Source organism: Streptomyces sp. MUSC 14 (assembly GCF_001866675.1).
Taxonomy (GTDB): domain Bacteria; phylum Actinomycetota; class Actinomycetes; order Streptomycetales; family Streptomycetaceae; genus Streptomyces.
Window position 1 is genome coordinate 58,253 of the sequence record NZ_MLYN01000078.1, and the last position, 20,290, is coordinate 78,542.

General features: G+C 72.7%; 23 protein-coding genes and 1 pseudogene. 10 read left to right on the forward strand and 14 right to left on the reverse strand.

The features are described from left to right. Window positions 1-4: 4 nt before the first annotated feature. A complete protein-coding gene (locus tag BIV25_RS40440) occupies window positions 5-829 on the forward strand; it encodes an FMN-binding protein (RefSeq protein WP_177235598.1) in 825 nt (274 codons plus the stop codon). A 4-nt stretch (window positions 830-833) separates the two neighbouring features. After that, a complete protein-coding gene (locus BIV25_RS40445) occupies window positions 834-1,625 on the forward strand; it encodes an FAD:protein FMN transferase (RefSeq protein ID WP_071377592.1) in 792 nt (263 codons plus the stop codon). Window positions 1,626-1,691: 66 nt separating this feature from the next. On the opposite strand, the gene BIV25_RS40450 is transcribed toward BIV25_RS40445, so the two are convergent. The 6 genes from BIV25_RS40450 to BIV25_RS40475 form a co-directional block, all read right to left on the reverse strand. Continuing rightward, window positions 1,692-2,237 carry an arginine repressor gene (locus BIV25_RS40450; RefSeq protein WP_071377558.1) on the reverse strand — a complete coding sequence of 182 codons (546 nt, stop codon included), beginning with the start codon at window positions 2,235-2,237 and terminating at the stop codon, window positions 1,692-1,694. Window positions 2,238-2,244: 7 nt separating this feature from the next. Continuing rightward, on the reverse strand, window positions 2,245-3,450 hold the full coding sequence (locus BIV25_RS40455; RefSeq protein WP_071377559.1) for an acetylornithine transaminase: 1,206 nt from the start codon (window positions 3,448-3,450) through the stop codon (window positions 2,245-2,247). Beyond that, a complete protein-coding gene (gene argB, locus BIV25_RS40460; protein WP_071377560.1) occupies window positions 3,447-4,349 on the reverse strand; it encodes an acetylglutamate kinase in 903 nt (300 codons plus the stop codon). Before argB ends, BIV25_RS40455 begins: the two co-directional genes overlap by 4 nt. After that, window positions 4,346-5,524 (reverse strand): bifunctional glutamate N-acetyltransferase/amino-acid acetyltransferase ArgJ, encoded by a 1,179-nt coding sequence (argJ, locus tag BIV25_RS40465; RefSeq protein ID WP_071377561.1) that lies wholly within the window; start codon window positions 5,522-5,524, stop codon window positions 4,346-4,348. Before argJ ends, argB begins: the two co-directional genes overlap by 4 nt. Next, complete coding sequence (gene argC / locus BIV25_RS40470) at window positions 5,521-6,549, reverse strand: N-acetyl-gamma-glutamyl-phosphate reductase (protein WP_071377593.1); 1,029 nt, start codon at window positions 6,547-6,549, stop codon at window positions 5,521-5,523. Before argC ends, argJ begins: the two co-directional genes overlap by 4 nt. A gap of 95 nt (window positions 6,550-6,644) precedes the next feature. After that, a complete protein-coding gene (locus tag BIV25_RS40475) occupies window positions 6,645-7,247 on the reverse strand; it encodes an ABATE domain-containing protein (RefSeq protein WP_256257123.1) in 603 nt (200 codons plus the stop codon). A gap of 98 nt (window positions 7,248-7,345) precedes the next feature. Here BIV25_RS40475 and BIV25_RS40480 point away from each other — a divergent pair, with 98 nt between their 5' ends. Beyond that, window positions 7,346-8,578, forward strand: a complete 1,233-nt coding sequence (locus tag BIV25_RS40480; protein WP_071377562.1) for a cysteine desulfurase — start codon at window positions 7,346-7,348, stop codon at window positions 8,576-8,578. Next, window positions 8,575-8,898, forward strand: coding sequence for a hypothetical protein (locus BIV25_RS54790; protein ID WP_371273128.1), 324 nt, complete (start codon window positions 8,575-8,577; stop codon window positions 8,896-8,898). Before BIV25_RS40480 ends, BIV25_RS54790 begins: the two co-directional genes overlap by 4 nt. Before the next feature lie 90 nt (window positions 8,899-8,988). On the opposite strand, the pseudogene BIV25_RS54795 reads toward BIV25_RS54790, so the two are convergent. Next, a pseudogene (locus BIV25_RS54795) lies at window positions 8,989-9,495 on the reverse strand (alpha-N-arabinofuranosidase); the annotation flags it as partial. 71 nt (window positions 9,496-9,566) lie between these two features. Here BIV25_RS54795 and BIV25_RS40490 point away from each other — a divergent pair. After that, on the forward strand, window positions 9,567-10,022 hold the full coding sequence (locus BIV25_RS40490; RefSeq protein WP_071377564.1) for a DUF6314 family protein: 456 nt from the start codon (window positions 9,567-9,569) through the stop codon (window positions 10,020-10,022). On the opposite strand, the gene BIV25_RS40495 is transcribed toward BIV25_RS40490, so the two are convergent. After that, the gene (locus BIV25_RS40495; RefSeq protein WP_071377565.1) at window positions 10,004-10,597 is read right to left on the reverse strand and encodes a histidine phosphatase family protein; all 594 of its coding nucleotides are present in this window, start codon (window positions 10,595-10,597) and stop codon (window positions 10,004-10,006) included. The genes BIV25_RS40490 and BIV25_RS40495 overlap by 19 nt on opposite strands. A 114-nt stretch (window positions 10,598-10,711) precedes the next feature. After that, window positions 10,712-11,149 carry a GNAT family N-acetyltransferase gene (locus BIV25_RS40500; protein ID WP_071377566.1) on the reverse strand — a complete coding sequence of 146 codons (438 nt, stop codon included), beginning with the start codon at window positions 11,147-11,149 and terminating at the stop codon, window positions 10,712-10,714. Between the two features lie 49 nt (window positions 11,150-11,198). On the opposite strand from BIV25_RS40500, the gene BIV25_RS40505 reads away from it, so the two are divergent. Further along, a complete protein-coding gene (locus BIV25_RS40505) occupies window positions 11,199-11,810 on the forward strand; it encodes a DUF6461 domain-containing protein (RefSeq protein ID WP_071377567.1) in 612 nt (203 codons plus the stop codon). Between the two features lie 9 nt (window positions 11,811-11,819). Here BIV25_RS40505 and BIV25_RS40510 read toward each other — a convergent pair whose 3' ends face one another. Continuing rightward, window positions 11,820-13,256, reverse strand: a complete 1,437-nt coding sequence (locus tag BIV25_RS40510; protein WP_071377568.1) for a PLP-dependent aminotransferase family protein — start codon at window positions 13,254-13,256, stop codon at window positions 11,820-11,822. On the opposite strand from BIV25_RS40510, the gene BIV25_RS40515 reads away from it, so the two are divergent. Continuing rightward, window positions 13,255-14,166 (forward strand): DMT family transporter, encoded by a 912-nt coding sequence (locus tag BIV25_RS40515; protein ID WP_079177200.1) that lies wholly within the window; start codon window positions 13,255-13,257, stop codon window positions 14,164-14,166. The genes BIV25_RS40510 and BIV25_RS40515 overlap by 2 nt on opposite strands. Before the next feature lie 18 nt (window positions 14,167-14,184). Continuing rightward, a complete protein-coding gene (locus tag BIV25_RS40520; protein ID WP_071377569.1) occupies window positions 14,185-14,385 on the forward strand; it encodes a DUF1918 domain-containing protein in 201 nt (66 codons plus the stop codon). Window position 14,386: 1 nt separating this feature from the next. On the opposite strand, the gene BIV25_RS40525 is transcribed toward BIV25_RS40520, so the two are convergent. Beyond that, a complete protein-coding gene (locus tag BIV25_RS40525; RefSeq protein WP_177235599.1) occupies window positions 14,387-15,628 on the reverse strand; it encodes a glycoside hydrolase family 10 protein in 1,242 nt (413 codons plus the stop codon). Between the two features lie 169 nt (window positions 15,629-15,797). Between BIV25_RS40525 and BIV25_RS40530 the strand changes: the two genes are divergently transcribed. Next, the gene (locus tag BIV25_RS40530; RefSeq protein WP_079177201.1) at window positions 15,798-16,673 is read left to right on the forward strand and encodes a 3-hydroxybutyryl-CoA dehydrogenase; all 876 of its coding nucleotides are present in this window, start codon (window positions 15,798-15,800) and stop codon (window positions 16,671-16,673) included. Window positions 16,674-16,865: 192 nt separating this feature from the next. Then, window positions 16,866-17,123, forward strand: coding sequence for a hypothetical protein (locus BIV25_RS40535; protein ID WP_071377572.1), 258 nt, complete (start codon window positions 16,866-16,868; stop codon window positions 17,121-17,123). On the opposite strand, the gene BIV25_RS40540 is transcribed toward BIV25_RS40535, so the two are convergent. The 3 genes from BIV25_RS40540 to BIV25_RS40550 form a co-directional block, all read right to left on the reverse strand. Then, complete coding sequence (locus BIV25_RS40540) at window positions 17,120-17,656, reverse strand: NUDIX hydrolase (protein ID WP_071377573.1); 537 nt, start codon at window positions 17,654-17,656, stop codon at window positions 17,120-17,122. The genes BIV25_RS40535 and BIV25_RS40540 overlap by 4 nt on opposite strands. Before the next feature lie 76 nt (window positions 17,657-17,732). After that, window positions 17,733-19,073, reverse strand: a complete 1,341-nt coding sequence (locus tag BIV25_RS40545; RefSeq protein ID WP_071377574.1) for a transcriptional regulator — start codon at window positions 19,071-19,073, stop codon at window positions 17,733-17,735. 101 nt (window positions 19,074-19,174) lie between these two features. Then, window positions 19,175-20,245, reverse strand: coding sequence for a PP2C family protein-serine/threonine phosphatase (locus tag BIV25_RS40550; RefSeq protein WP_071377575.1), 1,071 nt, complete (start codon window positions 20,243-20,245; stop codon window positions 19,175-19,177). Between the last annotated feature and the right edge of the window lie 45 nt (window positions 20,246-20,290).

Here is a 20,290-nt window from a genome sequence, read left to right on the forward strand (position 1 = left end):
AGACATGAGGAAGAGCCACCCGATCCGACGGGTCGTCCTGGCCACCGCCGCGACCGTGTCCGGTGTCGTGCTGCTGCTGTCGCTGAAACCGTCGTCGGATCCGACGGCGGCCGCGGCGGGCACGGCGCCGCAGCAGACCGCCGGGGCGCAGCAGTCGCCCCAGGGCGCCACCCGGCCGGCCGGTGCGGCCGGCGGCACGGTGACGGGGGACGCGACGCAGACGCAGTACGGCACCGTGCAGGTACGGCTGACCGTCGCGGGCGGGAAGATCGCCAAGGCGGAGGCGGTGCAGGCGCCCAAGGGCGGGCTCAGCGACCAGAAGACCGCGATGGCCGTCCCGAAGCTGAACCAGGAGGCCGTGGCGGCGCAGAGCGCGCGGATCGACGCGGTGTCCGGGGCGACGTACACGAGCAACGGCTACAAGAAGTCGCTCCAGTCGGCGCTGGACCGGATGAAGTCCGCTGCGGCGCCCGCGCCCTCGGCATCGTCCCCTGCCGCGTCGGGGTCCGGGGCCGGCTCCGGGTCGACGTCCGGTTCCGGTGCCGCGCAGGCCCGTTCGGTCACCGCCACCGGGAAGGTCGCGCAGACCCCGTACGGCCCGGTGCAGGTGCGGATCACGGTGAGCGGCGGCAGGATCGCGCAGGCGGCGGCGGTGCAGGCGCCCAAGGGCGGGCTCAGCGACCAGAAGACCGCGATGGCCGTCCCGAAGCTGAACCAGGAGGCGGTCGCGGCCGGGACCGCGCACATCGACGCGGTCTCGGGCGCGACCTACACCAGCACCGGCTACCGGCAGTCGCTCCAGTCGGCGCTGGACCAGGCCGGTGGCTGAGGCGATGACCGGGCCGGCCGAGGCTCCCACCGCGGTGCGTCACGCGGAGGAGGTCATGGGGACCGTCTTCTCCATCGACGTCCGCGGCGGGGAACCCGACGCGGTGCGGGCCGCGCTCGCCGAGGCGGTCGCGGGCCTGCACCGGGTCGACGCCCTGTTCTCCACCTACCGCGAGGGCAGCGAGGTCTGCCGGCTGGCCCGGGGCGAGCTGACCGTCGCGGACTGCGCTCCCGAGATGGCCGAGGTGCTGGACCTCGCGGCCGAGGCGGAGCGGGTGAGCGAGGGCTGGTTCAGCCCGCGCTACCAGGGCTCGCTCGACCCCACCGGCATCGTCAAGGGCTGGTCCGCCGAGCGGGCGGCGCGGTTGCTGGCGGAGGTGGAGGGGGTGTGCGGGGTCAGCGTGAACGGGGGCGGTGACGTACAGCTGCTCGGCGCTCCGGAGCGGGAGCGCCCGTGGCGGGTCGGGGTGGCCGATCCGCTCCGGCCGGGCGGGCTCGCGGCGGTGATCTCGACGACGGGGGTGGACGAACTGTCCGTGGCGACGTCCGGGACGGCCGAGCGGGGTGCCCACATCGTGGATCCGCACACGGGGCGGCCTGCGGTGACGGACCTGGTGGCGGTGACGGTCGTGGGCCCCTGTCTGACCTGGGTGGACTGCTGGGCCACGGCGGCGTTCGCGATGGGCTCGCGGGCCGGTCTGGCGTGGCTGGAGTCCCTGCCGGACGTCGAGGCCCTGCTGATCACGGCCGGCGACGAGGTGCGCTGCACCGGGGGGCTGGCGGCGAGGCTGGGCTGACGGCGGCGGCTGCTCCCGCCTGTCCGCCGCACCGGCTGTGTTCGGCCCCGCCGGCCGGTCCCCTGGTCAGTGCCCGTTCTGTGCCAGTTGCAGCATGTGGTCCGCCAGGGCCTGGCCGCCGGTCGGGTTGCGGCTGATCAGCATCAGGGTGTCGTCGCCGGCGATGGTGCCGAGGATGTCGTGCAGTTCGGCCTGGTCGATGGCCGAGGCGAGGAACTGGGCGGCGCCCGGCGGGGTGCGCAGGACCACGAGGTTGGCGGAGGCCTCCGCGGAGATCAGCAGCTCCTGGGACAGGCGCCGCATCCGCTCCTCCTTGGCGGACTCGCCCAGCGGCGCGCGAGGCGTGCGGAATCCGCCCTCGCTCGGCACCGCGTAGATCAGGTCGCCGTCGGTGTTGCGGATCTTCACCGCGTTCAGCTCGTCGAGGTCCCGGGAGAGCGTCGCCTGGGTGACGCTCAGCCCGTCGTCGGCGAGCAGCTTGGCCAGCTGGCTCTGCGACCGCACCGGCTGCCGGTTGAGGATGTCCACGATCCGGCGGTGCCGTGCGGTGCGGGTCTGCGGTACGGCGGGCCCGGCGCCCGCCGCCTGCTCGTGGTCCTGCGCCTCGCTCATGGTCGTCTCATTCTCCGGATCGTCCGTCCCCGTGCACCGGGTCCGCTGCGTCGAGGATGCCGGGCAGCGCCTGGAGCAGCGCACCCACCTCGTCGTCGCGGAGGTTCAACGGCGGCATCAGCCGTACGACGTCCGGGGCGGGCGCGTTCACCAGGAACCCGGCCTCCTGGGCCGCCTGCTGCACCTGCGGTGCGCGCGGCCCGGTGAGCACGATACCCAGCAGCAGCCCGGCACCCCGAACACAATCGATCAACGGGTGGCCCAGCGCCTCGATTCCCTCGCACAGCGCGGCGCTCTGCCGTTTGACGTTGTCCAGCAGGCCCTCGCCCGCGATGGTGTCGAGGACGGCCAGTCCGGCGGCGCAGGCGACCGGGTTGCCGCCGAAGGTCGTGCCGTGATGGCCGGGGTGGAGCAGTTCGGCGGCCCGGCCGAAGGCCACCGCGGCGCCGAGCGGGAGTCCGCCGCCGAGCTGCTTGGCCAGGGTGACGACGTCGGGGAGCACGCCCTCGTGGGCCTGGTACTCGAACCAGGTGCCGGTGCGGCCGATGCCGGTCTGCACCTCGTCGAGGACGAGCAGGGCGCCGGTGGCGGCGGTGATCGCGCGGGCGGCCTTCAGGTAGCCGGCCGGGGGGACGACCACGCCGTTCTCGCCCTGGATCGGCTCGATGACCACCAGGGCGGTCTCCTCGGTGACCGCGGCGGCCAGGGCCTGCGCGTCGCCGTAGGGGACGTGGGTGACGTCGCCGGGCAGCGGCCGGAACGGGTCCTGCTTGGCGGGCTGTCCGGTGAGCGCGAGGGCGCCCATCGTACGGCCGTGGAAGCCGCCCTCGGTGGCGACGACGTGGGTCCGCCCGGTGAGCCGGCCGATCTTGAAGGCGGCCTCGTTGGCCTCGGCGCCGGAGTTGCAGAAGAAGACCCTGCCGTCGCGGCCGAAGAGCTGGAGCAGCCGCTCGGCGAGCGCGACGGTGGGCTCGGCCATGAAGAAGTTGGAGATGTGGCCGAGGGAGCCGATCTGCCGGCTCACCGCCGCCACGATCGCCGGGTGGGCGTGGCCGAGCGCGTTGGTGGCGATGCCGCCGACGAAGTCGAGGTACTCGCGGCCCTCGGCGTCCCACACCTTCAGGCCCGCGCCGCGCACGAGGGGCAGCCGGGGCGTGCCGTAGTTGTTCATGAGCGCGCCCTGCCAGCGCGCGGTCAGCTCCTGGTTGCTCATGACTCCCCCTGTCCGTCCGGCACGACCATGGTGCCGATGCCTTCGTCGGTGAAGATCTCCAGCAGGATCGAGTGCTGGACCCGGCCGTCGATGACGCGGGCGGTCTGCACGCCGTTGCGCACCGCGTGCAGGCAGCCCTCCATCTTCGGCACCATGCCGGAGCTCAACTCCGGCAGCAGCTTCTCCAGTTGGGAAGCGGTGAGGCGGCTGATCACCTCGTCGGAGTTCGGCCAGTCCTCGTAGAGTCCCTCGACGTCGGTGAGGACCATGAGGGTTTCGGCGTCCAGAGCAGCAGCGAGTGCCGCAGCCGCCGTATCAGCATTGACGTTGTAGACATGTCCGTCGTCCTGACTGCGGGCGATCGAGGAGACGACCGGGATGCGGCCGTCGGCCAGCAGGGCCTCGATCGCGCCCGTGTCGATCGCGGTGATCTCGCCGACCCGCCCGATGTCGACGCGTTCGCCGTCGATCTCGGGGGTGTGCCGGGTCGCGGTGATGGTGTGCGCGTCCTCGCCGGTCAGGCCGACGGCCAGCGGGCCGTGCTGGTTGAGCAGGCCGACCAGCTCGCGCTGCACCTGGCCCGCGAGCACCATCCGTACGACGTCCATGGCGTCCTCGGTGGTGACGCGCAGGCCCGCCTTGAACTCGCTGACGATGCCGTGCCGGTCGAGGGCGGCGCTGATCTGCGGGCCGCCGCCGTGCACGACGACGGGCCTGAGGCCGGCGTGGTGCAGGAAGACGACGTCCTGGGCGAACGCGGCCTTCAGTTCCTCGTCGACCATGGCGTTGCCGCCGAACTTGATGACGACGGTCCTGCCGTTGTGCCGGGTGAGCCAGGGCAGGGCCTCGATGAGGATCTGGGCCTTGGGGAGCGCGGTGTGTCTGCGCGTCGTGGTCATGAGGAGTAGGCGCTGTTCTCGTGGACGTAGTCGGCGGTCAGGTCGTTGGTCCAGATGGTCGCGGTCTCGGCGCCCGCGGCGAGGTCGGCGGTGATGAGCACCTCGCGGTAGCGCATGTCGACCAGGTCGCGGTCCTCGCCGACGGAGCCGTTCTTGCACACCCAGACGCCGTTGATGGCGACGTTCAGCCGGTCCGGTTCGAAGGCGGCGCCGGTGGTGCCGATCGCGGAGAGCACCCGGCCCCAGTTGGGATCCTCGCCGTGGATCGCGCACTTGAGGAGGTTGTTGCGGGCGATGGAGCGGCCCACCTCGACGGCGTCCGCCTCGCTGGCGGCGTTGATCACCTCGACCTTGATGTCCTTGCTGGCGCCCTCGGCGTCGCCGATGAGCTGCCGGCCGAGGTCGTCGCAGACGGTCCGTACGGCCTCGGCGAACTCCTCGTACTCCGGGGCGATGCCGGAGGCGCCGGAGGCGAGCAGCAGCACGGTGTCGTTGGTGGACATGCAGCCGTCGGAGTCGACGCGGTCGAAGGTGACCTCGGTGGCGGCGCGCAGGGCGCGGTCCAGGGTCGCGCTGTCGAGGTCGGCGTCGGTGGTGAGGACGACGAGCATGGTGGCGAGGCCGGGCGCGAGCATGCCGGCGCCCTTGGCCATGCCGCCGACGGTCCAGCCTTCCTTCGTGGCGACGGAGGTCTTGTGGACGGTGTCGGTGGTCTTGATGGCGATCGCGGCCTTCTCGCCGCCGTGCTCGCTGAGCTGGGCGACGGCCTTGTCGACGCCGGGCAGCAGCTTGTCCATCGGCAGCAGAACGCCGATCAGGCCGGTGGAGCAGACGGCGACCTGGCCGGGGGCGTGGCCGCCGGTCCGGTCGTGCCCCGCGGTGTTGAGGGATTCGGCGACCTTCTCGGCGGTGGCGTGGGTGTCCTGGAAGCCCTTGGGGCCCGTACAGGCGTTGGCACCGCCGGAGTTGAGGACGACCGCGGTCAGCTCGCCCGCCTTGAGGACCTGCTCGGACCACAGCACCGGCGCGGCCTTGACGCGGTTGGAGGTGAAGACACCGGCGGCGGCGCGGCGCGGTCCGTCGTTGACCACGAGGGCCAGGTCGGGGTTGCCGTTCTCCTTGATCCCGGCGGCGATACCGGCCGCCGTGAAACCTTTCGCTGCCGTCACGCTCACGGCGCAACTCCGATCGTCGTAAGCCCGGTGGTCTCGTCGAGACCCAGGGCGATGTTCATGCTCTGGACGGCACCGCCCGCGGTGCCCTTGGTGAGGTTGTCGATGGCGCTGATCGCGATGATGCGGCCCATGGCCTCGTCGTACGCGACCTGCACCTGAACGGCGTTGGAACCGTAGACGGACGCCGTCGCGGGCCACTGGCCCTCGGGGAGCAGACGGACGAACGTCTCGTCGGCGTAGGCCTTCTCGTAGGCGGCCCGCACGGACTCCGCGGTGACACCGGGCTTCGCCGCGGCGTTGCAGGTGGCGAGGATGCCGCGGGGCATCGGGGCGAGGGTCGGCGTGAAGGACACCGCGACCCGCTCGCCCGCCACGCCGCTGAGGTTCTGGATCATCTCGGGGGTGTGCCGGTGGCCGCCGCCGACGCCGTACGGCGTCATGGAGCCCATGACCTCGCTGCCGAGCAGGTGCGGCTTGGGGGCCTTGCCCGCGCCGGAGGTGCCGGACGCGGCGACGATCACCGCCTCGGGCTCGGCGAGTCCGGCCGCGTACGCCGGGAACAGGGCGAGGGAGACGGCGGTGGGGTAGCAACCGGGCACCGCGATGCGCCTGGACCCCTCCAACGCGGCGCGGGCACCCGGCAGTTCGGGCAGGCCGTAGGGCCAGGTACCGGCGTGGGCGGAGCCGTAGAACCGCTCCCAGTCGGCCGGGTCCCTCAGGCGGAAGTCGGCGCCCAGGTCGACCACGAGGACGTCGGGGCCGAGCTGCTCGGCGACCGCGGCGGACTGCCCGTGCGGCAGCGCCAGGAAGACGACGTCGTGTCCGGCGAGCGCCTCGGCCGTGGTCTCGGTCAGGACGCGGTCGGCCAGCGGCAGCAGGTGCGGCTGGAGCACACCGAGCCGCTGGCCGGCGTTGGAGTTTCCGGTCAGGGCACCGATCTCGACCTCGGGGTGCGCGAGGAGCAGCCGCAGGACTTCTCCGCCCGCGTACCCGCTCGCTCCGGCCACCGCCGCACGTACCGCCATGTCCATCCTCCTCGTGATGGCATGACTATACGTAGCGACGCACGTTTATGCAATCACTTTCGCCGCCCGCGCGGGACCCGGCCGGTGCGGGCGCGTCATGGAGCCGCGCCCTTCCGGGCCGCGTAGGCGCGGGCCGCGCGGACGCGGTTGCCGCACTTGGTGGTGCACCAGCGGCGGGCGCCGTGGGAGCGCAGGAACCAGCGGGCGCAGCCCTGGGCGGCGCACTCGGCGAGCTGGCCCGCGTCGCCGCCGGTGAGCAGGTCGGTGGCGTCCTCGGCGAGGAGTGAGAGGGCGGCGGCGGCCGGGTTGCCGGTGTCGGGGACGGCGGCGCGGTGGGGGCCGTCGGCGGTCCAGGCGAGCCGGGGGGTGGCGGGGGCGGCCGCGAGGGCGGCGTTCAGGGTGTCGAGGGCGTCGGGCGCCGGAGGCGCCGCGGCGACGCGGGCCTGGAACAGGGTGCGCAGCGCCTCGCGGAGGGTGCGCAGCCGGCCGGACTGTCTGCCGTTCAGCTCCACCCGGTCGGGCAGCAGCGCGTGCCGGACGAGCCACAGATGGGCGGCCTCGGCGTCGTCGAGCAGGTCGACGCGGCCGTGGCTGACGGTGAACCGGGTGTTGACGAGCGCCAGCGAGACGTACCGGTCCTCACCCGGGACCGGGAGCTGGTGCAGATAGACGGGGGCCTCGTGATCCACGGCCCCCATCCTAGTCGACCCTCATGGCAATCCTTGCGATTCTCCATGAGACAGGGTTAGCGTGCCTCACGGAGAATCGAAACAGAAACCGTGAGAGGTGAACCGTCGTGGCCTTCGACGCGGACGCGCTGCGCAAGGACTTCCCGATCCTGGAGCGGACCCTGGACGGCGGTGTCCCGCTGGTCTACCTGGACTCCGGGGCCACCACCCAGAAGCCCCTCCAGGTCCTCGACGCCGAGCGGGACTTCGCCCTCACCCGCAACGCGGCCGTACACCGCGGCGCGCACCAGCTGGCGGGCGAAGCGACGGAGGCGTACGAGCAGGCCCGGGCGACCGTCGCCCGGTTCATCGGGGCCGCCACCGACGAGGTGGTCTTCACCCGGAACACCACCGAGGGCATCAATCTCGTCGCCTACGCGCTGGGCAACGCCGGCCGGCTCGGCCCGGGCGACCGGATCGTGGTGACCGAGATGGAGCACCACGCGAACCTGGTCCCCTGGCAGCAGCTCGCGGAGCGGACCGGGGCGCGGCTCGACTGGTTCGGGCTGACCGACGAGGGCCGCCTCGATCTGTCCCGGGCCGACGAGCTGCTCGCCGAGCGCACCAAGGTGCTCGCGCTCACCCACCAGTCCAACGTCCTCGGCACGCTCAACCCGGTGCGCGAACTGGCCGACCGCGCCCATGCGTTCGGCACCCTGGTGGTCGTGGACGGCGCCCAGTCGGTGCCGCACCGCCCGGTCGACGTCACGGAGCTGGGTGCGGACTTCCTCGCCTTCTCCGGGCACAAGATGCTCGGCCCGAGCGGGGTCGGCGTGCTGTGGGGCCGGGCGGAGCTGCTCGCGGACCTGCCGCCGTTCCTCACCGGCGGCTCGATGATCGAGATGGTGGAGATGGACCGCAGCACCTTCCTGCCGCCGCCCCAGCGCTTCGAGGCCGGTGTGCCGATGACCACCCAGGCGGTGGGCCTCGCGGCGGCGGTGGAGTACCTGGAGCGCCTCGGCATGGCGCAGGTGTCGGCGTACGAGGACGTGCTCACCGCCCGCGCCCTGGCCCTGCTCGCCGAGATCCCGGGCGTACGGATCGTCGGCCCCGCCGGGGTCACCGACCGGGGCTCGGCCGTCTCCTTCACGGTCGACGGCATCCACCCGCACGACGTCGGCCAGGTGCTGGACGACCGCGGCGTGGCCGTCCGCGTCGGCCACCACTGCGCCCGCCCGATCGTGCGGCGCTACGGCATCCCCGCGACGACCCGGGCGAGCTTCTACGTCTACAACACCCCGGCGGAGGTGGACGCTCTGGTGGAGGGTGTGCGGGCGGCTCAGGAGTACTTCGGCGGGTGAGCGCGGGCCGCGGCCGCTTCTGCTTGGTCCTGAGGGAGGTGACGGAGTTCGCCGGGAAGGTGTACGTGAACCGGCCGGCGATCCCGGTGACGGTGGACGTGACCGGCGTGGCCGCCGTGGCCGTCTCGCTGTTCACCGCGTCCGGCGCGGCGGCCGGCGTGGCCGCCCCGGCCTTGGAGGCGGCCTCGGCGCCGCCCGGGCCGATCGCCGCAGGGGCCGCCGAGGACTGGTCGTTGACGACCTTGCCGATCAGCTCAGCGGGCCGGCTTGTCGTCGAGCAGCTTGGTGGCTTTCAGTCGGCAGGCCGACGGCGCCGGTGACCAGCCGTTCTCGAAGGCGTTGCCCTGGGAGGCGTACCCGCCCATGAACACCTTGGGGCCGCTGCGGTCGTAGGAGTCGTAGTGGTCGTCGTTCTGGCCGCAGCCGGTCACCAGGGCCGGTGCGACGGGCAGCGGCATGGCGCCGATGCCCTCGGCGAAGCGGTCTGCTTGTAGCCCCGGAAGTCGGCGTTGGTGGCGCGCTGCTCGACCGGGCCGACGGTGTCCTTCCGCTGGTAGGCGCGCTCGCGCCGGTACCCGGAGGCCGCGCTGCAGTCCCGCATGGAGCCGGTGTCGACCGGACAGCCGCCGGGGAAGCGGCCGGCCGTGCTGCACCCGGACCCGCCGGGCGGTCGCGAGGGGGCCGCCCGCGTCCTGGAGGCGGACGGTGAGCGCGGTGCCGGTGCCGGCGCGGGCCCACACCGAGAAGTCGTACGTCGCGCCGTCCCGGACCGCGATGCCGGTGTTGTCGCGGTTGCGGTCGTTCAGCCGGCCGGAGTCGTCGGCGACCCGCGCGCTGCCGGTGACCGCCCAGGCGGTCACCGGGGTGTACGACGCGTTGTCGTCGGTGGAGTACCCGAAGGACCGGTTCTGGACGAGGTGTCCGAGGGACAGGGGCAGGGGTGTGAACACGTCAATGGCGTGGGCGTCGCCGGCCGTAAGCTCGGCGCATGGATGTGTGGCAGCGGTACTGGCCGGTCGCCGACGTGCTGGCCCATCTGGCCGGGCGCTGGCGCGTCGAGCGGAGCGTGCGGGATCTGACGAGCGGTGCCGTGGGGTACTTCTCCGGGGTGACCGTCTTCAGCGCACCGGACGGCGACGGCGGGCTGCTGCACGAGGAGTCCGGGGACTTCACCTGGCAGGGCACGACCCGGCCGGCGACCCGGACGCTGCGCTTCCTGCCGGGGGCGGCGCCGGGCACGGCGGACGTGCGCTTCGCCGACGGGCGCCCCTTCCACGAACTGGACCTCACGACGGGGCGGTTCGTCGCCGACCACCCGTGCGCGGCCGACCTCTACCGGGGCGAGTTCACCGTGCGGGACGCCGACCACTGGCGCACGGTGTGGCGGGTCGGCGGCCCCACGAAGGACCTGGAGCTGACCACCGACTACGCGCGAGAGGGCTGAGCGGCGACGCCGTCGAAGCGGAGGTTCCAGCGGCCCGCGCGGCCGGTGACGGTGGTCGTGGACAGCGGGCGCACGTCGATGTTCCAGTAGCTCGCGGGCGGCGCCTTCAGGGCGTACACCAGGGCCGCGCGGACGACGCCGGGTTCGGCGACGGCGACGATCCGGCCGCCGTCCTGCGCCGGCCGGGTGTCGAGCCAGCCGCCGACGCGGGAGATGAAGGCCAGCAGGGACTCCCCGCCGTGCGGGGTGGCACGCGGATCGGCGAGCCAGGCGTCCACCGCCGCCGGTTCGCGGGCCATCGCCTCGCCCAGGGTCAGCCCGCGCCAGCGGCCCATGTCGCAGTCCCGCAGGGCCGGCTGGACCAGCGGCGTGTACCCGAGCGCGTCGCCGGTGGCCCGGCTGCGCAGGGTCGGCGAGCAGTAGCGCAGCTCGGCGCCGGCCAGGGGCAGCAGCTCCCCGGCGGCGCGCTGCACCTCGTCCCAGCCGGACCGGTCCAGCGGCCGGTCGTCGTCGAACCGCTCCGCGAGCAGCGGGGCGCTGCGCGCGGCGGCGACGAACGTCACCCTCAGTGGCATGCGGTGATGGTGTGCCGCCAGGGAGAACGGGTCAAGGGGTGTTCCCTGTGAGTTACGACGACTGTGTGGATGCTCACGCCGGACTTCTTCACGGGAACCTCGCCCCGCGCATCCTCACCCGAGGGAGTGGAGCATCCACCTGTCGGGGTGCTCCAGCGGCCGGAAGCCCGCCTTCTCGTAGACCCCGTGGGCGTCCTCCGTGGCGAGCAGCATGCGTCGCAGCCCGTACGGCTTGAGGTGGTCGCGGATGCGGCAGACCAACGCCGTGCCGACGCCCTTGCCGCGCACCGACGGGTCGACGTACACATCGGCGAGCCACGCGAACAGCGCCTGATCGGTGACCACGCGCGCGTACGCCACCTGCTCCCCCGAAGTCCGCTCGTACACGCCGAAGTTCAGCGAACCCGCCATCGCCTGCTCGTGCTTCTCGCGGGGGCGGCCGACCGCCCAGTAGGCGTCGGTCGACAGCCACCGGTGGACGCGGTCGACGTCGACGCGGGCGGTGTCGGCCGAGAACTCGTAGCCGTCGGGGAGGTCGGGAGTGTCGCTCATCGGGGGATCATCGCAGAGTCGTCCGTGACGGCTGGCATGATTTTCGCCCATGAACGGGATCACGACGGCCGCGGACCACGGCTGGCTCAGGGAGCGGTACCAGAGCCTCCTGGAGGCCTACTGCCTCACGCTGGTCGAGGACATGACGCCCGAGCGGCTGCTCCGGGAGCTGGGGGCGGAGCCGGACGGGCAGGTGACCGGTGTGGCCGGCCTGGCCGAGCCGTCGTACGACGCGTGGGACGAGTACGAGGACGAGAAGCTGCTGGTCGGTGTCGCGGCCGTCGGCGACTGGACGCTGATGGTCGAGTACAACGGCTTCGTCGGGGGCACGGACGTGATGCTCCCGGTCCACCCCGGCCGCACGGTGGTCTCGCACTTCCGCAACGTCAACGCGGTGGACCACTTCTCCTGGTGGCAGGACGGGGACCTGCGTGTGCACTTCGAGCCGCTCTTCCCCACCCAGCGCGACGGCAGCCACCCCGACGAGCTGCTCAAGGAGATGGAGCAGGCCGGCTTCGACCTGCGCGAGGGGGACGACCGGGACTTCCGCCGGCACACCGAGGCCGCCTTCGCACTCGCCGAGCGCATCACCGGGGTCCGGCTGACCCCGCAGCTGTTCGAGCAGCTGGAGTTCACCTGCGGCCTGGTGCCCCTGCCCTAGAGCTCCTCGTCAGAACACCTCGTCGCACGCCGCCCGCAGCCGTCGTACTCCCTCCGTGATCTCCCCGGTGCCCGCGACCGCCGCGAAGCTCAACCGGAGGTGGGCGGCGGGGGGTTCGGCGCTGAAGTACGGGCGGCCGGGGGTGAGGGCGACGCCCGCGCGCAGGGCGGCCGCGGTGAGGGCGGACTCTCCCCCGGAGCCGTCGGGCAGGCGCAGCCAGAGGTGGTAGCCGCCGGACGGAATGTGCGGCAGGGCGAGTTCGGGCAGCCGCCGGGCCAGCTCGGCGGTCATCGCGTCGCGGCGCTCCTTCAACTCGGCGGAGATGAACCGCAGATGGCGGGGCCAGGCCGGGGAGCCCACGAGTTCCAGGGCCGCCTCCTGGAGCGGCCGGGGCACGAAGAAGCTGTCCACGACCTGGATGGCGCGCAGCCGCTCCAGCACGGGCCCGTGCGCGGCCAGGGCGCTGACCCGGAAGCTGGGCGAGGTCGCCTTGGTCAACGAACCGACGTGCACGACGACACCGTCCGGGTCGTCGGCGGCCAGCGGGCGGGGCAGGGGCCCCGCGTCGGCGTGCACGAGGCGCCGGACGAAGTCGTCCTCGACGACGAACGCGCCTGCCTCACGGGCGATGCGCAGCACCTCGGCGCGGCGCTCGGGGGCGAGCACGGCGCCGGTCGGGTTCTGGAACAGGGGCTGGCAGACGAACACCCGGGCGCCGCTGGCCCGGAAGGCGTCCGCGAGCAGTTCGGGCCGTACGCCGTCGGGGTCGACCGGCACCGGGACCGGGCGCAGTCCGGCGGCGCGGGCGAGGGCCAGCATGCCGGGGTAGGTCGGTGACTCCACGAGGACGGGGGCGCCGGGCGGGGCGAGCGCGCGCAGGGCGGTAGCCAGCGCGGACTGGCCGCCGGCCGCGATCAGCACCTCGGCCGCGGTGACCGCCCCGCCGATGCCGCGCGCGAACCACTCCCGCAGCTCCGGCAGCCCCTCCAGCGGCGGGCGCCCCCAGGCGCCCGGCCGGCGCCCGGCCCGTGCCAGGGCCGCCGCCATGGCGCGCTCCGGCTGGAGGGAGGGGTGCAGATAGCCGCCGTTGAACTCCAGCACGCCGGGCGGCGGGGCGGCCAGCGAGACCGTGACCCCGGAGGCGTCCACCGTGCGCGGTACGAGTTCCGGGGCGTTGTCGGCGCTCAGCGCGACCTCCTGCCAGGAGGTGTCCCCGGCCCGGGTCCCGGCCGCGCGGGGCCGGGCGCGGAAGGCACCGGCGCCGGGCCGGGTGACCACCAGGCCCTCGGCGGCGAGCTGGGCGAGGGCCCGCGAGACGGTCACCGGGCTCACCCGGAACCGCTCGACCAGGGCCCGGCTCGACGGGAGCTTTCCACCCGGAGAGTAGCGGTCGAGGTCCCGTCGAAGCGCTTCTGCCAATTCGGCGACACTGCTACGCTGGTCCATGAAGACACAGAGTAGCGCTACTACCTCCACCTCGATAGCGGTGGCCGCCCCGCAGGAGCGGGGTGGCGTCGGCACCGCCCTGGCCTTCCTCGGCGTCGCGGCCTTCTCCCTCACCTTCCCGGCCACCGCCTGGGGTCTGGAGGGGTTCGGCCCCTGGTCGCTGGTGGCCGCTCGGTGCGTCCTCGCGGCAATCGTCGCGGGCGGCTGTCTGCTGGCTCTGCGCGTACGTCTGCCGCAGCGGCGGCAGCTGCCCGGGCTCGCCGTCGTCGCCGCCGGTGTCGTGCTGGGCTTCCCGCTGCTGACCACGCTCGCCCTGCAGACCTCCACCACCGCGCACGCCGCCGTCGTGGTGGGGCTGCTGCCGCTGACCACCGCCGTGTTCTCGGTGCTGCGCACGGGCAGCCGTCCCTCGCGCCGCTTCTGGCTCGCCGCACTCGCGGGCGCCGCGGCCGTGGTCGCCTTCACCCTCGCCCAGAGCGGCGGCTCGCTCACCGTCGCCGACGGCTACCTCTTCGGAGCCCTGCTGGTGTGCGCGGCGGGATACACCGAGGGCGGGCGGCTGGCCCGGGTGATGCCGGGCTGGCAGGTCATCGGATGGGCGCTGGTGCTGTGCGCGCCGCTGACCGTCCCGGCCGCCGCGGTGGCGCTGGCGTACGAGCCCGTGCACCTCACCTGGCACGGGATCGCCGGCCTGCTGTGGGTGGCGCTGGGCTCGCAGTTCCTCGGCCTGGTCGTCTGGTACCGCGGCATGGCACTCATCGGCATCCCGCGGGCCAGCCAGTTGCAGTTGGCCCAGCCGCTGCTCACACTGGTGTGGTCGGCGCTGCTGCTGGGCGAGCACTTCACGGCCGCCGCTCCCCTGACCGCTGTCGCCGTGCTCGTGTGCATCGCCGTCACCCAGCGGTCGTGAGCGTGAGGAGGGCCCGACATGCGTGCTTCCAAGGGCGACAAACTGGTCCAGCACGGCAGAGTGGTCGGCCAGCACGACCAGGAGTCCGAGGTCGTCGAAGTCATGGGCGAGAAGGGCGAGCCGCCCTATCGCGTCCGGTTCCCGGACGGACACGAGGCGATCATGTCGCCGGGACCGGACTGCCAGGTCAAGCACAAGAAGAACGCGCGACAGCAGTGAGTCACCGCGGTGGTTTCGCCGATCGCCCGTAGTGATCGGCGACCACGCGCGCCATCGCGCCGATCGGGTCGTCCGCCATGTCCTCGGCGGCGAAGAACACATGCCCGCGGACCTGCGGGTGGCGTGCGGCGAGCGTGAGGTGCCGGGACAGCTCGGCGGGATCCTGCCAGGCCGCGGGCTGTCCGGCGGCGCCGGCCTTGTAGAGGGCCTCGCCGATGTAGAGCCGGGTGCCGGAGCCCTCGGCGACCGACGCCCACCAGTCGACCAGCTTCGCGTAGTCGGCGGCGGCAAAGCCGATGTTCCAGTAGATCTGCGGGACGACGTGGTCGATCCAGTGCTCGCGGACCCATCGGCGGGTGTCCGCGTACAGGTCGTCGTACGTCTGCGTGCCCGCCCGGGTGTCCGAGCCACGGGGGTCGGTCGAGGCGTTGCGCCACACCCCGAAGGGGCTGATGCCGAACCGGGTGCCGGGCCGCACCCGGTTGATGCCGGCGGCCGTCTCCCGCACCAGCCGGTTGATGTTGTCCCGCCGCCACTCGGCCCGGCTGCCGAAGGCGCCGCCGTAGCGGTCGAAGGCCGCGTCGTCGTCGAAGGGCTGACCCGCGACCGGGTACGGGTAGAAGTAGTCGTCGAAGTGGACGGCGTCGACCGGGTACTTCGCGACCGCGTCGAGCATCGCCCGCCGGACGAAGACCCGGACCTCGGGCAGACCGGGGTTGTAGTAGAGCCGGCCGCCGTAGGCCACCACCCAGTCGGGGTGCCGGCGGGCCGGGTGGGAGGGGGCGAGCCGGTCCAGGCCGGTGTCGAGCGCGATCCGGTACGGGTTGCACCAGGCGTGCAGCTCCAGCCCCCGGGCGTGGGCCTCGCGCACCGCCGTGCCCAGCGGGTCCCAGCCGGGATCGCGCCCCTGGGTGCCCGTGAGCCACGCGGACCAGGGCTCGTACGGCGACGGCCACAGGGCGTCGGCGGTGGGCCGCACCTGGAACATCACGGTGTTGAGCCGGTCCCGGGCCGCCTTGTCGAGATACGCGATCAGCTCCCTGCGCTGCACGGCGGCCGGCAGACCGGGCCGTGAGGGCCAGTCCCGGTTGGCGACGGTCGCGAGCCACACACCGCGCATCTCGGCGCTCCCGCGCGGCCGGCACCCATGGCTCCCGGCGCGCGGCAGAGCGGCCGCGCCGGGCGCCGTGGCCAGGGTCGACAGCGTCGCCAGGGCGAAGGCCCGGCGTGACACGTGCCCCATCCGCACACCCCCATACGCTCCGGATCCGTGGCGTCACGGATCGTCCCGCGCTCCAGGATGCTCCCACCCGGGCGATCGATCATCGATACTTGGCGGTAACGTGCACGATCGGAGCAGGCACCGAAACCCGGGGGTCCTGCGAGTGCCGTAGATCAGCGAAAGGGTCGATGTGACGGGCATCCCAGCGGGAGACATCGCACGCGTCGGAGTCGTGGGCTGCGGCCAGATGGGCGCGGGCATCGCCGAGGTGTGCGCCCGCGCCGGACTGGACGTGAAGGTCGCCGAGACGACGGGCGAGGCCCTGGAGATCGGCCGCACCCGGCTGTTCAACTCCCTGGCCAAGGCGGCCGAGCGCGGCAAGATCAGCGAGCAGGAGCGGGACGACACCCAGGCGCGCCTGAGCTTCACCACGGACCTCGGCGAGTTCGCCGACCGCGACCTGGTGATCGAGGCCGTGGTGGAGAGCGAGCAGGTGAAGACGGAGATCTTCCAGGTGCTCGACCAGGTGGTGACCCGCCCGGACGCGATCCTCGCCTCCAACACCTCCTCGATCCCGCTGGTGAAGCTGGCGGTCGCCACCTCCCGCCCGGACCACGTGGTCGGCATCCACTTCTTCAACCCGGCCCCGGTGCAGAAGCTGGTCGAGCTGATCCCGGCGCTGACCACCTCGGAGGGCACGCTCAGCCGCGCCCAGCTCTTCGCCGAGAAGGTGCTCGGCAAGCACGCCATCCGGGCCCAGGACCGCTCCGGCTTCGTGGTCAACGCGCTGCTCGTGCCCTATCTGCTGTCCGCGATCCGGATGTTCGAGTCGGGCATCGCGAGCCGCGAGGACATCGACAACGGCATGGAGATGGGCTGCGCGCACCCGATGGGCCCGCTGCGGCTGTCCGACCTGATCGGTCTCGACACCATCGTCTCGATCGCGGGCTCGATGTACGCCGAGTACAAGGAGCCGCTGTACGCCGCTCCCCCGCTGCTGCAGCGCATGGTCGAGGCGGGCCGGCTGGGGCGGAAGACCGGCTCGGGCTTCTACACCTACGGCTGATTACTGCCTGCGACGTTCATGGGCCCGGCACCGGGATGGGTGCCGGGCCCATGCGTTTCACACTCCGTGTGCACACCGGGCACGCATATGCCCTTCGCACACTCTCCCCACGCGCTCACCAGGCGAGTTCACTCATCAGCGCATGCACAGGGATGCGGAACGGCATCTTCGACTACGCAAAGGAGTGGACTCGTGGCCACCGATCAAGAGCATCCCGTGGTCCAAGGAGAACTCGCAGAGTTACGTCGTCGCCTCGATGTTGCCTACGCACAGGTCGAGGGAGGACTGAACCTGCTCACCCATCGCACCAAGGAGACGGCCAAGGAACTGGACGACCTGAACACCCGGCTCGCTTCGCTGGAGCACGCCCGCTGGCCCCTGCCCTCGCTCGCCGCGCTCACCGCACTGGGCGCCCTCGTCGTGACCGTCTGGCAGGCGCTGGCCCGCTAGCCGTCGGCGAGCCTGAGGTGATGCAGCAGCAGTAACGCGGCCGCCATGTTGGCGGCCGGGACCTCCCCACGGGCGATCAGGTCGGGGACGAGTTTGAGCGGCACCCATTCGCGCCGGTCCGACTCGAAGTCGTCCACGGGGTGTCCGACGTACTCGCCCCGGTCGGACCAGTAGATGTGGTGCCGGGCGTCGGAGAGGCCGTTGGACGGCTCCACGGTCATGAGGTGGTGCAGCGGTCCCGGCCGCCAGCCGGTCTCCTCCTCCAGTTCTCTGGCAGCCGCTATGGCGATGTCCTCGCCGTCCTCGACGACACCCGCGGGCAGTTCCCAGCCCCAGCTGTCGGTGATGAAGCGGTGCCGCCACAGCAGCAGCACCTCGTTGGACTCGTTGACGACCGTGGCCACGGCCACGGGCCGCAGCCGGATCAGGAAGTGGTCGAGATGCCGGCCGTCCGGCAGCTCGACATCAGCGAGATTGACGCTGAACCAGCGATTTGCATACACAGTCTGCTCGTTCTGTTTCGTCCACTGCACGGATCTGCCACCTTTCGATGAGTAAGTGGCAATATCGCAGCAGGGACGAGGTACCCACAGAGGGCCTGTGGAGGGCCTACAGCGGTACGCGCAGTGCCCCGTCGATGAGTTCGGCGGCCTCGGCGGTGCCGGCCGAGCCGCATCTCACCAGGTGCTCGCGTACCGCACGCAGTCTGTCGCGCAGGCGCTGGGACTCCATTCCGCGCGCCTGCTCGGCCATCTGCACCGCCGTGGCCACCGCCTTGTCGGCCTGGCCCTGGCGCAGTTCGATCGTGCAGAGCATGGCGAGCCGGTGCACCCTTCCCCGGTCGTGGGCCGGATTGCCGACGGCCGCCACCGCGTGCTCACGCGCGGCGGCGAGTTCACCGAGACTGAGGAGCGCCTCGGCCACCTGCACGTTGACCAGCCCCGGCTGCACATAGCCGGTCTCGTCGGGCTCGTACCCGCGCCGGATCCGGTCGGCGGCCGTCTCCGCGCGCCGGATGCACGCCAACGCGCTGCCGGCGTCGCCGAGATGGGCGTACGCCTTCGCCTGCATCGCGTACAGGTCGGAGGCGAGCGCCGGGGTGATGTGCTTGCCGGCGGCCCGCAGCGCCGACTCCGCGAAGGCGACCGCCTGCCGGTACTCCCGCATGAACAGCGACTGGTTGACCAGCAGGGCTATCACATACGCCCCAAGTCCCCTGTCTCCGCTGGCCTTCGCGAGTCTGAGCGCCTGATGGAAGTACCGCTGGGCGAGGCCGTGTGCGTCGGAGTCGTACGCGCAGATCCCGGTGACGGCCACCAGACCGCCCGTGGCCCGGTGCAGTTGGCGCCCCGTGGCGTCGGTGTAGCTGCCGCGCAGGAGCGGCGCCGCCTCGGCGTTGAGGAAGCCGACGATCCGGGTGCGGGTCGCGATACCGCCGGCCTTGCGGTACATCTGCTCGTAGTGGGTCCGCGCGGCCCGCAGCATCTCGATGTCGGCCGTGGTCACCCGGTGCCGGCCGCCCCGGGAGACGTCGACGTCCTCGGGCGGGTTCTCCCACTCCCACACCGGCATGACCGCCGGGGTCCCGGTGACGGCGGGGGCGCCCAGCACATGGGGCCGCTGCTGTTCGTCCGAGCGCCACAGGGCGGTCGCCCGCTCCACGAACCCGGACAGCGACCCGGCGTGCGGGGTGCTCGGCTCGCCCGGCACCCCGAGGCCGATGTCGTCGAGGGTCACCGGCCGCTGGAGCCGCCCGGCCAGCACCTCGCAGATCAGGTCGGGCACCTGACCGCGTGGCCGCTGGCCCTTCAACCAGCGCGCCACGGCGGTGTGTTCGTACCGGAGCACGAGGCCGCGTCTGCGCCCTGCCTGGTTGACGTGGGCGGCGAGCCCGGCGTGCGAGATCCCCGCCTCGTCCAGGATCGCGTCGAGCAGAGTGTTGGGCTGCATGGATGACCCCCGAGTGGCCTGGTGCCGTTCAGCGTAGTGTGTTCGGTTTCACACGGGGTGTGAACGGAACGCATGCATCCGCACCGTGCACGCGGTGTTGCTCAGCGTGATCTACCGGTTGACTGAGGTCCCGGCCAAGCCACCGGCTCCCCCTCGAACAGCGGTGGCTTGGCCGGGTCGACCGCCCCCGGCCGGGGAAGCGTGCCCCGCCTTCGGTCGTTGCGCAGGACCAGCAGGGCGATGTCGTCCGTCGGCCGCCCCGCCGTGTGGTGCAGGAGCGCCCTGAACACCGAACGCAGCACCGCCTGAGGGGACACCGGGTGATCGCGTACGGCCTCCCGCAGCACGGTGGGCAGCGAGAAGAACCGCCCCCGGGCGTCCCGGGCGTCCTCCGCACCGTCCGTGAAGAGGACCAGGGAGTCGTCCGGGAACAGGCGACCGCAGGCATGCGGTTCCAGCTCCGCCGGCAGCGGGAACAGGCCCAGCGGAGGCAACGGGTCGACGCGCGTCAACTGCTCGACGCTCGTGCCGCTGATCCGATACGGCCAGGGGTGGCCGCAGTTGAGGGCGCGCACGTCGCCGTCCCGGCCGATCTCCAGGAGCAGCAGGGTGACGAACTCCTCCGCGACCGGGTGTCCGGCGCGGGCCCGCTCGCGCAGATGACGGGCGAGGGCGCGGTCCAACCGGCGCAGTACACGGCCGAGTTCGGGCTCGTCGTGGGCCGCCTCGCGGAAGCTGCCGAGGACGGCGGCGACGGTACCGAGGGCGGCCAGCCCGTGGCCCCGCACGTCGCCCATCACCACGCGCACCCCGTGCTCGGTGGCGACCGCCTCGTACAGATCCCCGCCGACACAGGCGCCCCGGTCGGCGGACAGCTGGGCGGCGGCGACGTTCAGCCCGTCGAGGCGCGGGGGCGGCGGACGCAGGACGACACTCTGCGCCGCCCGCGCGACCCGGCGGGCCTGCCGCAGTTCCCGCAGCAGGGTGCGCCGGACATGGACGATGAGCCCGGTCCCGACGGCGAGGAAGACGGCGCTGGTGACGATGCGCGCACCGAGCCCGTCCTGCTGCGCGAGCGGGCAGCCGAACCGGTAGCCGACGGCCATACCACCCCACACCATGGGCAGTACGGCTCCCCGCGCGGTGGGTGCCCGTGCCTTCATACGGATCATGCCTCTGGATCCCCCATGTAGTCCCTGACAAAGCAGACGGACCGA